The sequence below is a fragment of the Nocardioides sp. HDW12B genome (assembly GCF_011299595.1).
GTDB lineage: Bacteria > Actinomycetota > Actinomycetes > Propionibacteriales > Nocardioidaceae > Marmoricola_A.
The window spans coordinates 432,261-444,692 of the sequence record NZ_CP049867.1; the positions used below are offsets into that span (position 1 = coordinate 432,261).

Genomic DNA, 12,432 nt, shown 5'->3' on the forward strand with positions numbered 1-12,432 from the left:
CTCATAGCCCCAGCACCCCCACTTGCCGCTGCGCTACCTGCTGCACGGGCTTGACGCCCTGCCGGGCTGCGAGTGCCTCACGGTCCAGGCCCGGCGGGTTGCCGTCACCGACCTGCGGGGTGTCGAGCAGGTCGAGGATCGTCACCGCGGCACCACGTACGCGCTCTGCGGTCGACTGCACCACCTCGACGGGTGACTTGCCCGGCACGCTGGAAGCCCACGAGGCGACGTAGGGGATCGTGTAGTCACCGGTGGCCAGCCCGTGCGCTGCGCCGAGCATGAGAGCCACCGATTCGGCCTCGACCTCGGCGATGCCGCGGTGCAGGGCGGCGTCGGCGTTGTCGGGGCCGTGGAGCATGACATGGCCCAGTTCGTGCGCGAGGGTCTTGACCTGGGCGGCCTCGTCCATGTCCATCCGCACCGACACCTCGCGGGTCAGGTAGTCGGTCAGACCGTTCGCGCCACCGATCAACTTCGCGTCGGAGACCAGCCGCAGCTGGAAACCATGGGCAGTGATCTGGTCGGCCAGCCCGTCCCACAGCCACTCGGGCGCCTGTCCTCGCAGCAGGGTGGGGCGGGGTGTCTCGGGGATCGGTTCGCCGTCGGTCTGGGAGATGTCCCACACGTGTGCCGGCTTGAGGCCGATCAATCTGGACCGGACGGCCTCGCCGAGGCCGGGCTTCTCGCCGCGACCGAGGCGGCGCCACGAGTCGGGGTCGGCCGGGTTCGAGGACGCGAACCGTGCGGTGACGGGGGCGAGGATCGCGTACCCGGCCTGGCCCTTCATGACATGCCGGTTCAAGCTGAGCCACTGCTTGAAGCCTGCGACGTAGGTCGGCATCGGCTCCGGCACCCGGCCCTGCTGAAAGGCTGCGTAATGCTGGACGTAGATCAGCATCGTGTTGTTGAACGAGCGCGAGCGGAACCTGGCCGCGAACTCCAACGCGCGCTTCCAGTCCTCACCAGTAACCAGCGCCTCGACCGATGCGGTGAGCTGCTGCTGGAGCGCATCGAGCTTCGCTTCACGCGCCGCGAGGTCGCGCGTCTGAAGTCTCATCGGGGACCGCCTCCTGATGCCGGGTCTCAGACGGCAGGTGTGCAAGAACAACCGCTACTGTCTGGGGCGGTCGATGCGCCAGTCGACGTCTCTGGGTCGTGGGTCGCGGCCGTGACGATTCGTTCTCGCGCAGGCTCCCAGCCTGCCGCCGAGAACCCACTGCCCGGACATCAGGCCAACTCAGCTGAGGGATCCCCCTTGGGGACGGAATGGAACAGAGCGTCGAGCGCAGGACGGGACCGCGCTTGACAGTCATACGCGGCGGAAAGACGTCGAACGGTTGGCAACGCCGATTCAGGCAGAGTTCGCGCCTCGCTCGAGTTCCCACAATCCAGCCACGCAGCAGGCAGCCTGGCGAGAGCACAACAACCGTGTGGCTGCGAGACATCCCGGCGACTGTTTCGCACGACCGGGAAGCGAACCTCTCCCTGGAGTCCGACTCGTCCCGGACCCGCCCGCGCGAGGTCTCAGATGGAGGCTGGGCCGACGGTTGGTGCCGATTGGAGAGACTCACTGAGCAGGGCTCGTCGCAGCACCTCGGCAGGGGAGACGCCGTAGCGCTCCGCGAGGCCCTGCAGCTTCTCCAGTTCCTCGGGAAGCAACCGAACACCGACTTGGTGTTGGCGCCGCCGAACGTCAGTGCCTCGGCGGCTTCGCTTGTTGCTCGACTCAGCCATGCCGAGAGCATGTCGTCAGCTGCTCGCGCGGGTAGCCGCGACACGCCGAGGGGACGCGGTTAGCCGCGCACCGCCCTGGCCGATGCGACTCTGGAACAGCCGCGCGGCTAACCGCGGCGCTGAGCAGATACGAATCCGACAGGAACGAGGCGTCATGGCACAGGCGAAGGGGGTCCTCCCTAGTAAGGAAGATGACCGGGAGGTCTTGTACAAGAACCCTCGAACCTGCGGCTATTTCATCCCGATTCGAATGCGGCCAGACGTCACCTTGGAGCAGCTCCAGACTTGGTTGTCGTCTCTGGACCAGGCGGTAGACGCACTAGTGGCCCGCGCCGAGCCGACCGGTGGGGAGGAGAAGGGCGAGAAGCTCGCGTCCGTTGCGGTGGGTCTCGCACCTACCTTCTTCGATCGACTCGCAAGCGTTGGCATTCCACTTGAACGCCCCGCGGGCTTCACGCCCGAGGCGGCCCCGCCTTCCCCCAGGTTCGGCCCGGCCGCCGAGCTGCCAGCGGACATGCTCTTCTACGTTGCGTCCGTGATGGAGTTCCGCGTCGAGCAGTTCCTCCGGTACCTGATGTCCTCACCAGTCATCGAAGTCCTGGGGCTGGAGCGCGGGTACCAGCGTGTAGATGAGTCCGAGCCCTTCGGCTATCGCGACGGGGTGCGCAACGTGAAGTCCTCGAAGCGCACCGGGGTGGTTTACGTGCACCGCGACGGCGAACAGCCTGACGAGCCGACGTGGGCCGACGGTGGTACGTACATGGTGACAATGAAGATCCAACAGAAGACGGCAGCATTTGCGAGCCTGGTCGACGACGCGGCCCGCGACGCAGTGATCGGACGCACGAAGGACGGGACGCGGCTGGACCTGCCGTCCGGATCCGACCCCCACCAGGAGTCCGGCGACGTCCCTGAGTCCCTTCCGCCTGGTTCCCACGTTCGAAAGGCCGGCCCGCGCGGGCACCACGACGACAACGAGATCTTTCGACGCGGCATGCCATACGTCGAGTTCGTTAACGGGATGGTGCAGGTGGGCCTGCACTTCTGCTCCTTCCAGTCGACGCCGAACCAGTTCGATGCCGTCTTCAACGACTGGATGCTCAACCAGCAGTTCCCCGCGCGCAGCGACGGGAGCGTCGCCGGACCGGACGCTCTGATGAGCGGCCAGTCGCCCCTCGGGCCCCTGGTCGAGGCGAAGCACGGCGGGATCTTCTTCGTGCCGCCCCATAACCCAGAGGGCATCGCGGCCACGCTGACACCGACCAAGCCGCACAAGCCCAAGACGGGCCGGCTGGCCATCAACAAGGTGGTCCGCGACCCGAACGATCCGAGCCGCCGCTTCGAGCGCGCTGGCTTCACGTTCGAGGTCCGCGACGTGTCGGGGGAGGTGATCGAAGGATCGCAGTTCGCCACCGGGTCCAACGGACGTGGGGTCTGCCCAGCTGAATTGCCGGTGGGGCACACCTACACGCTCGTTGAAACATCGTCACCTCAGGCAAACGTCTCTCTCGTGCAGCAGCAGTTCACGTTGGAGAAACCGAACCTCTTGCTGCGCGTGGAGAACGTCTTCCAAGCGCCTCCACCTCCGGGCGCCTACGGCGGAATCTAGAAGCGACCGCGAATCGCAAGTGAGCGCTTCGCGTGACTCAGGACAACATGCTCAATGTCGAGAGGAGGTAGACGGCATGGCGAAGAGCAAGCCGACTAAAGCAGCACTGTCCAAGGCGGGAAAGACCCTGGCATCCGGTGGTTCGTCGAAGGGCGCCAAGTCCAAGGCGGGCAGCACGCTGGGTAAGGGTTGATGGCCTGGACGCGTCTGAGCGGGCCGAGTTGAGCAGCGACCCTCGGCTCGGCCGCTTGGGATGTCCGGTAGGCGGCGGAATGGCCCATCCTGATGTCGCAGGCCAAGTACCGCGATCGAGATCCGCCTACCAGTCGTGATGACTCGACATTGCGGAGGACCTCCGACAGTTGAGTCAGTCCATAGTCTTGGGAACCGGCAACCACAAATGACCGTGGTGCGCACCTGCGGGCTCAGGCGAGTGCTGATGCCTGGATCTGCGTGGTGATGTCGGCGGGGACGTATCGCCAGCTCTGTGGGGGCTGGATGCCGATGGACCGGATGACGTCGAGGGGGATGGGTTGGACGGCGACGACGCAGTTCAGCTCGAGGGCGAAGGCCTGGTCGGTACCGTCGAAGTAGGCGTCGTAGTCGGTTTCGTCGATTGCTGCTGCAGTGCCGTACTTGTCCCAGATTTCGATGGGGGTGCCTACCCGTATGCCGGCGAGGTGGGCCCAGCCGACGACGGCGCGGGTGGGTGTGGAGGAGTACAGAATGACGAGGGATCCATCGGGGAGATGGGGCCGGGTGCGGCGTAGTTCGACGGTTTTGGAGCCCTCGAGGATCGCGTTCGCGTACCGCGGCTTCACCGAGATGAAGAGCGCTCGCTCTTCGGGTTCTTCGTCGAGTGCGTCGTCGGTCGCCACCGGCACGGCGTCTGCCGCGCTCTGCGTGCGGCGTCCGCGCACGGTAGAGGCGGTCGCTGCTCGAAGACTGGCCTCGAGTGCCTTCACCGCTCCTTGGGCCAGTCGGGGAACTCTCATCGGCGAATCCCCTCCTCATACAGCCGCTTGAACCACACTGTGTCGACCGGCACTGGCGACTGAAGCGTCAACCTAGCAGTGCCTCTCGACAGTTCCTGGGCCCGTGCCAGGGGGATCGGGCGGCCGAAAATTTCGGTGTCGGCGAACCGTAGGGCGTTCACTGTGCCGCGCTTGTCGGCGACCGCTCGGACTTGATGGAGGGTAAGGACGCCGATGTTGGCGAACTCTCGGTGGAGAACCTCCGGGGTACCAGTGACGCTTTCGACGAGCCTGGAGCAGGCGACGAGCTCTTGGTCGCGGGCGCTGGAGTACCACAGAATGCGACCGGGGGCCGCGGGTCGGCTCTGTCCACTCCGGTAGTAGACGTGTTCGCGGGACAGGCCGAGCTCGGCGGGTCGGGCGAGGAGTGTTGGTACGTGCCCGAGGAGGTCGTCGGCGAAAACACCGCGGATGGGCACGATGTAGGTGGGCAGGTCGGGGTCGAGGACCTTGGCCGGCCAAAGGAGCCGTTCGAACTCGGATGCCTCGGCTGTCGATCCGAGGTGGGTGGGTAGGACGAGACCGGACTCGGTCACTGCTTCGCCCGCCGCCCGGACCTCGGCCCAGGTGCCGATGGTGGTGAGGACGATAGCGGTAGGGCTGTTGGTCGCGGTGTCGGTTCTGAAGCCATCTCGGTCGAGTTCGGCGGCGATGGCGGCCGGAAGGTGTGTGTCGGTGAGTCGGACCGTGGTGAGGGCCAACTGTGCGGCCCTGCGGCGCAGCGTTCGCGAGATCTGGCGGGCGATCGTGGGGAGTAGTGGTCCACGCCGAATGCGAAGGAGGGATACCTCGAGGGTGGTTTCATTCGGTTGGGCTGCCCAGATCGCGAGGACTTCTCCGGCGGGGGTGAGCATCATCTGGCGGTCGTCCGTCCCGGCGGTCGTCTCCGCGAGTGATTTGATGAGGGTCCTGAAGTCGACCTTCCGTTCGCCGGAGTCGTTGCCGAGAAGGCCGGTGAGGTTCTCTGGGTTCCATGTCGCAGCGTCCCCGCGCGTCACTTGGAACTGGGTCTCCTCCAGTTGCACGGGGAGGTAGCTGGCGGCGTCGGCCCGGCGGTCGATGAACGCCGGAAGCTCGTCGGGATACAGGACTGCGAAGTCCCTCCCCTCGGCGGCGGTGGGTCCGAGGTAGGTGACGACGTTCTTGTCGCGGGTGACGAACAGGTCTGCACCGCCGACAATGGCCTCGGCCAGAAGGAGCACGTCTGTCTTCAAGCTGTCGTCCTTGGCGAGAACGTCGTCAGGTACGCCGGCCAGAAGTTTGTCGCGAAGCTTGCGGATCTCGGTGCGGTCGCCGTTGAGAACCTTCATGCCGCTGGCTGCGGCCGTGTGCAGGAGAGCGTCCCGTTCACGCTTGTCTGCGGTCCTGTTCAGCTCCTGGGTCAGTGTGAACGGCCTCGCGAGACGAATCTGTTCTGACGCGGCCAGGAGCGCGACGGTGCCCGAGAACCGCTGCCGCCGTTTCGGCGAGGTGCCGTGCAGGTCGCAGAAAACGTTGTTGTCGACGCCAGCCTCGAGCTGGTCAGGGTCCTCATCGGGCAACGTCAGCAGGTTCGCTACCGACTCGTTCTGCTTGACCCACTCCGTCATCGGCTTCTGGGTCTTGCCTCGGCCCGTCCGCCGGCGCACAGGCTCGAATCCGAGGCTCGGCCACTTCTTCGCAGCCTCCCAGTCGTCGCGGCACTTCAACCGAAGACCGAGCCGATCAGGGCAACGGTCCATCACCGCGTCGATGAGTTGTCGAGCTGCCCCAGAACCTCTCGCGTCGTCGGTCAGGCACAGGTGGGCGATGCGGGCGTACCAGTCGGCGCGGACCGTGGGGGCGTACAGGCAGTAGCCGGCGAGGGTCTCGGTCCCGTCGGGGTGGGTTCGAACAGCCAGGACGATGTTGCCGTTCGTTGCCGCTTCCCTGAAGCCGGAGTAAGGCATCGGGCCGAGGCGGTTTCGGTTGGCGTCGCCGAGCTCGATGACCTTGTCCACCCACTCGGGCGCCATCGCCTCGATGCCGACGATGCGAATGGCGTAGTCGTCGCTGTCGGTGGGGCCCCGAGTCACTTCGTCAGTCTGACTCAACCGGCGGCTGTTGTTTGGGAACTACGACCTGAGGGCAGCTCTCCGGGACGGTGACCAAGTCACTGGGACGGTCGCAGGTCCGGCGGAAGTCCTTCCGGATACAGCAGCGACGATGCCTTGGCCATTCGTCGCCACCGGTCGTAAGGGCTCAGATCCGGGTCCACGAGGTTGATGGCGAACTCCAGCCCGAAGATGCTCATCGCAAACAACGCGCTCTCTCGGTCGCTGGGGATGAGGAGGTCCATCTCCCACACCCGTTGATAGTTCGGGAGGTTCTCCTCGAACAAGTGGTTCGAGTCGTAGATCCGCTCGACACGCACACCCCACTCCTTCGGCCCTGCGCCATAGCGGGCGAAACGGCGACACAGCTCCAACTCCGGCGCACCGAAAATTGACTCCAGGCCCTCGGGGAAGCCCAGGTTTCGGTGCACTAGGTGCTCCAGGCCGGCCTTTGCCACAAACCGGGCAACGTCCCGAGTCGTCGGGGGCTTCTCTGGGCTGGCGAACATCGCGCCGCGTGGCCAGGTCGCCGTGTCAGGCCCTAGCCGGGCGAGGTCGGAGGCGTCCACCTGCAGGGAGAACGGAATCGGCAAACGCGGATACCTCTCCAAGCGACCGGGCATCCCGTTGTCCAGAACGACATCCATCCCTGGGATGCGCCCACGCTTGTTCCCCACAGCCTCCAAGTGCCGCAATGCCAACATCGCCGGCGAGTTCAAGAATGGTCCCTCAACCTTCCGGGCGAAGTAGTTGTTGCACCTGTCGCAGACGAACCCCCGAGGCAGCACCATCGTCGTGTTCCCCAGCGACTCCGGCACGATGTGCTCCACGCTCACCGACGAGCTCGAGTCCTCGCGGCAGAACAAGCAACGCTTAGGACTCATCTACGTCTCCTTGGGTCTCTGCCGCAGGTCCCCGACTCTAGGAAGCGCCACCGACACCACAGGTCTCCGCATGCGTGCGCCCGCATCCCAGGCTCCGACGGTTACGGTCGTACCACGACAACCACCCCTGTCGACCTCGAAACCCTTGACCCGCGAACCAGGCGAGGCTCGACGCGCCTCCGAGCGACGCGACAATCGACCTGCAGTGCTTCGTCTTCCACCGCCCGTCATTCTGGCTTGACGCGACTCGAGCGACGTCGGCAGGCGCGCCCCGTCCCACAAGCTGAACCTCGACCGGACCCGAGTTGATCAGTCGGCACGCCACCCTCCGAGCGTCCCGGTCGACCCGAGACCGGGACGTCATCCGGGAGGCCTTCGAGGCGGACCCCGCTGCCGGCACGACGATGTTCGTGCCACCTCAGCACCCAGACGTACTCTCCATGTCGCACGTGCTCTAGCTCCGGGCGACAACGTCGAGCTGCGCCGGAACTTCTAGAGAGCTGACTTCATCCGGCCGGTGGTGTCGAAGAGCTGGAGTTCGGCTGGGTGGAGTTGATGCTGGACGACGAAGGACCTGTGCTTGATCCGCCACAACCCCTGACCCGTTCCGAGGGTCGGCAGCAGCGACTGCTCGGTACCGGTCAGCCCGAGCGCGGCGGCTGTGGTGCCGAGCTGGTCAGACTCCTGCCGGTAGACCACGCGGGTCTCGGCGTTGGCGAGAAGCGACGAGGCCAAGGCGCGCATCGCTGAGCCCTGGTCGCCGACGTTGTCGAGGTCGGAGAGCTTGTGGAAGATCAGCATGTTCGCGATGCCGTAGTGCCGAGCTAGCCGCCAGTGCGCGTCCATGCGCCGCAGGAGTGCGGGGTGGGACATCAGGCGCCACGCCTCGTCGTAGACGACCCACCGTTGCCCGCCGGCCGGGTCGAGCAGGGCTGACTCCATCCACGCCGATGCACATGTCATCAGCACCGAGATCAGGGTGGCGTTCTCGGTGACCCGGGAGAGGTCAAGCGAGATCATCGGCAGGCTCGGGTCGAAGCGGACCGTGCTGGGACCGTCGAAGAGCCCGGCTAGATCGCCTGCCACGAGCCGCCGCAGCGCATGCCCGACCAGGCGGCCGTCCTCGGTGAGCCGGCCGTCGGTGTCTGTTGTGGGGTCGGGTGTCAGGAGTCGGTCGACGACCATCGGGAGCACCGGCACGTCGGCGATCCGGACGCTTTCGGCGAGTGCGACGTCGATGGCGGTGTGCTCCAGTGGAGTGAGTCTGCGGTCTAGCACGGTCTCGGCCAATGCGCCGAGGAGGTCACGTCGCCGGGAGGTGACCTGTGCTGCCCACTGGATGTCGTCGGATGCGGCGGGGCGGATTCCCTCGTCGAGCGGGTTCACCCGGTTGGACATCCCGTGCCCGAGTGCGATGGCCTTGCCGCCGACGGCTTCGGCGACGGCGGTGTGCTCGCCCTTCGGGTCGCCGGGGACGTAGACGCGGCGTCCGAACGGGATCGAGCGGGTGTAGAGGCTCTTCGCTAACGCTGACTTCCCCGACCCGACGATCCCGGCGAGTACGAGGTTGGGTGCGGTGATCAGTCCGCGGGCGTAGAGCACCCACGGGTCGTAGACGAACGACGAACCCGAGTAGAGGTCCTGGCCGACGAACACCCCGTCGCTGCCGAGGCCGCCCTCGGCCAGGAACGGGTACGCACCGGCCAGCGTCGCCGACGTGTCCTGATGCCGCGGTAACCGCAGCCGGCCAGGAGTACGGAGAGCGGCAGGGCCGGGTTCGCCGGACTTGGGCAGCATCACGGTGGCGCGGCGTTCAGCCGCGAGTGCGTCATGCTTCGACTTCGCCGCGGCCTTCCTGGTGTCGCGGTCCTCGGCGAGCAGTGACTGGGCGGCGGCTCGCCGGGTCCGGCGGTCGCGGCGGCGCTCGCGTCGGGGAGAGACGAGGACCGCGCTGTGGAGCCGTCCCTCGTTCCAGCCGTTCATAGCGAGAGCCCCTGGCCGGCTGACCGGTGCGGTGCCTCGCTGAGATCCGGGAAGTCGCGGTGGGTGTAGGTGATGCGGGACTCGGCGTTGTGGGCGCTGGCGATGGACTCGGAGACCTGGCGGAGGATCTCGCCTGCACGGTGGAGTTCCCACGACACCTGATAGGTCGCAACGCGTCCGGCACGGGAGTCGCCGGCCACCCACACCCCCTTCTTGACCTCGCCGTCGTGAAACGCCGCGAGCTGGTGCAAGGACTGGCTCAACGACGCGATCGCGGACGTGAGCGACCCGAGCACCGAGTAGACCTGGCGCGGGTCATCGATGGAGCGTGTCGCGTGCGCGAGTGCTCGTAGCGCCGCTTGGACTTCGTCGGCGTCGGCCGCCGGGTTCTCGAACGTGGGCATCGCAGCCTCCTTCTCGATGTGGTTGAGAGCCAGGTGTGGGGCTCACACCGCCCGGCACAGGGGCAGCGCGGCGGCCGAGAACGACTGCGCCTGCTGGCCCCAGAGGCGGCGGGTCTCACACGAGGCTTGGATGGCTGCCTGCTCGATGTCAGCGACCGCACGCTCCAGCTCGTCGGAGTCTTGGGCGCTGACGGCGATGAGTCCGGTGGTGCGCAGGATGCCGTGGCCGGCGGTGAGGTCGGCTTCCTGTTGGAGGACGTCGTTGTACTCGGCGCCTTGTTGGGCGTCCTCGATCTGTCCGATGCGCTGACGTTGGGCCGCGTCGGAGATGTACTCGGTCTTCTTCTTGCGGATGTCGCGAGCGGCCTGGTCGGTCCGCATCGGCGTGAACAGCAGCGAGAAGGTGCGACGTACTCCGGACGACAGGAGCACCGGGGCGAGGAACCCTGGGTAGACCAGCGAGCGCGGCCATTCGCTGATCCAGAGCACGCAGTGGTGGGCCGAGTCAGAGCGGACGCTGGCCCAGGTCTCGCTGACCGCGACCGGCCCGGCGGTTGCCAGGTCGCGGCCAAGATCACCGTGGCGTTCGAGGGCACCTGCGACGACCGGGTCGTAGGCCGAACGCAGGATCACGGCGAGGTCTCCAGGCTTCAACCAGCCTGAGGGGGCCAGGTCGGCAGCCCGCAGCGCCGCGGTCATGGTCGACATCTCCTGCCGCAGCACCGCGGCCGCCCCTCGGTTGCCACCACCGGCTGCGCGGATCGCTCTCCCCGCGGCCTTCATGTCGAGCGCGATCGAGACGGTGCTGGCGTGGCGCTCACCCGCCGGGCCGGCACGGTCGATCAATTCGCCGTACGTCGTCGAGGTCCACGAGCCGTCCTGACGTCCGTGCTGGGACCACCACTGCGCGAGTCCCTTGCCGGAGTCAGGCAGGGTCCGCTCCAGCACCTGCATCGAAGCGATGCGACCCGACCGGCAGGCGGTGGCCAGGACTCGGCCCCAGCTGGTGACTCGGCGTTGCTGTTCGAGCGGGTCGAGCAGGATGAACGCCGGATGGGTGACCCCGACGATTGCGGTGAGCGTCGACCGGTGCGGGTCATGGACCATCACCGCACCGCTTTCGGGATCGAACCACTGACGCAACCGGGCTGCATCTCCGGGGAGCGCGAGCGTGCCGACGGGTCGTGGTTGGACGATCCGACGGCGGAACAGGAGCTGCCCACCGGTCGAGCGCCACAGCCAGCGGGTGACGACGGGAAGCCACTCCACGACCTTGCGGCCACCGACACCAACGAACGCGAGCCCGGCGCAGACCAACAGGATCGGGACGACGTACATCAGCGATGCGCCGCCGCCGACGTACAGCGCGAAGATGAGGGTGATCCCGCCGAAGCCGACGACGACGAGCTGCAATCCCGACAGGCCGAGCAGCACGCCGCGTCGAGTGAGTCGGGAGAACTTCACGGGCGCCAGCTCGAAGTCACGCATCGTGGTGTTGGTGCTCATCGGTCAGCCCTTCCTGGCTCGCGACTGGCTGGGGACGGCGTCGCCAACGTGCGGCGGCACCGGTGGCCCTGCGGACGGCGGCGCCTGGCTCGCGGCGTCGGTCTGCGCCGAGGCTGCTGCTCCCACCGAGCGCCCAGCTGCGGCACCGGCCTTGACGGTCTCCTTCGCCACGATCACGCCCCCGGCGACGGCGCCACCCGCTGCGGCTGCTCCGCCCGGCGCGCCACCACTGGTGGCCCCGCCCGACGCTCCGCCTGCTCCGCCGTTCGCGGAACCAGAGGGTGCAGGCGCCGGAGCGGGTGCGCTACCGCTCGACGGACCGGTGCCGTTCGATGCGCCGTCGAGGACCTTGCTCGGCTCAGCGGCAGGGCGACGACTCATCGGGATCGGCAGCGGTCGGTTGAGCGCGGACTTGGCCTCTTGCTCGGCCGACATCGCGTGGTACATGTCGAAGCCCATGAAGCTGATCGCCTTGTAGGTCAGGTAGGGCGCGAACCCGGCGATGAGCATCAGCACCACCCCGGCGATGGGGTCGCTGACGGACTGGAGATCCCCGTCGATCGGTGCGGAGACCTGGGCCGTGGCGAGCAGGAAGATCACCACCAGGACGACCTTGGAGAGGATCAGCGCGATCACGAACGACGCCCACTTGCCCACCCAGCCACGGGTGTGGTCCCAGCTCGACCCTGCGAGCGCGATCGGGGCGAAGACGATCGCGATGAGCAGGAGCGCCTTGCGCATGAGCAGGCTGATCCACACGATCACGGCCGCGCCGATGGCGAGGCCGGCGATGAACATGGTGATGATCGCTCCCGCTCCGGGTGCTGCGATATTCAAGGTGAGCAGGCCGCCGGCGAGGAGGGCGATGCGATCACCCATCTGGTCCATGTTGGTCCCGGCAGCGTTCACGATGCCGATGCAGAGCTGGTCGGTGATCTCCAGAGCGGCGGCCAGCAGGGTGAGCGCGACGAACGAGCCGAGGATCGACTTCGCCAATCCGAGTGCCGCTCGGGTCAGCGCGGCAGGTTCGCGGCGAACCATGCCGCCGATCACCTGGAGGATGAAGAAGCCGAGCATCACGAAGACCGCGACGCCGAACAGGATGTTGTAGACCCGCGTGTACTGGCTGCTGGTGACGTCGACCATCGTGGTCGAGTCGAAGACCTTCCACACCGCCTCGAACATCCAGCCCGCTGCGTGACCCAT

Annotated in this window: 9 protein-coding genes; 1 reads left to right on the plus strand and 8 read right to left on the minus strand. The window is 66.9% G+C overall.

All coding sequences use genetic code 11. The annotated features are described in order from the left end of the window. Position 1: 1 nt before the first annotated feature. Positions 2 to 1,057, minus strand: a complete 1,056-nt coding sequence (locus G7072_RS02095) for an ArdC-like ssDNA-binding domain-containing protein (protein ID WP_166084001.1) — start codon at positions 1,055 to 1,057, stop codon at positions 2 to 4. Between the two features lie 831 nt (positions 1,058 to 1,888). Here G7072_RS02095 and G7072_RS02105 point away from each other — a divergent pair. Then, positions 1,889 to 3,343 (plus strand): Dyp-type peroxidase, encoded by a 1,455-nt coding sequence (locus G7072_RS02105; protein ID WP_166084003.1) that lies wholly within the window; start codon positions 1,889 to 1,891, stop codon positions 3,341 to 3,343. Positions 3,344 to 3,768: 425 nt separating this feature from the next. Here G7072_RS02105 and G7072_RS02110 read toward each other — a convergent pair whose 3' ends face one another. The 7 genes from G7072_RS02110 to G7072_RS02140 all read right to left on the minus strand — a co-directional run bounded on the left by G7072_RS02110 (position 3,769) and on the right by G7072_RS02140 (position 12,372). Continuing rightward, a complete protein-coding gene (locus G7072_RS02110; RefSeq protein ID WP_166084004.1) occupies positions 3,769 to 4,308 on the minus strand; it encodes an ASCH domain-containing protein in 540 nt (179 codons plus the stop codon). Between the two features lie 26 nt (positions 4,309 to 4,334). Further along, entirely contained in the window at positions 4,335 to 6,431 is a 2,097-nt protein-coding gene (locus tag G7072_RS02115) for a GNAT family N-acetyltransferase (protein ID WP_166084005.1), read from the minus strand. 77 nt (positions 6,432 to 6,508) lie between these two features. After that, complete coding sequence (locus G7072_RS02120; protein ID WP_277343392.1) at positions 6,509 to 7,333, minus strand: HNH endonuclease; 825 nt, start codon at positions 7,331 to 7,333, stop codon at positions 6,509 to 6,511. Positions 7,334 to 7,825: 492 nt separating this feature from the next. Then, complete coding sequence (locus G7072_RS02125) at positions 7,826 to 9,316, minus strand: ATP-binding protein (protein ID WP_166084007.1); 1,491 nt, start codon at positions 9,314 to 9,316, stop codon at positions 7,826 to 7,828. Further along, positions 9,313 to 9,720, minus strand: a complete 408-nt coding sequence (locus tag G7072_RS02130) for a hypothetical protein (RefSeq protein ID WP_166084008.1) — start codon at positions 9,718 to 9,720, stop codon at positions 9,313 to 9,315. The genes G7072_RS02125 and G7072_RS02130 overlap by 4 nt, the downstream gene beginning before the upstream one ends. 42 nt (positions 9,721 to 9,762) lie before the next feature. Next, complete coding sequence (locus tag G7072_RS02135) at positions 9,763 to 11,226, minus strand: SCO6880 family protein (RefSeq protein WP_166084010.1); 1,464 nt, start codon at positions 11,224 to 11,226, stop codon at positions 9,763 to 9,765. 3 nt (positions 11,227 to 11,229) lie between these two features. Beyond that, positions 11,230 to 12,372, minus strand: a complete 1,143-nt coding sequence (locus G7072_RS02140; RefSeq protein ID WP_240917101.1) for a type IV secretion system protein — start codon at positions 12,370 to 12,372, stop codon at positions 11,230 to 11,232. Between the last annotated feature and the right edge of the window lie 60 nt (positions 12,373 to 12,432).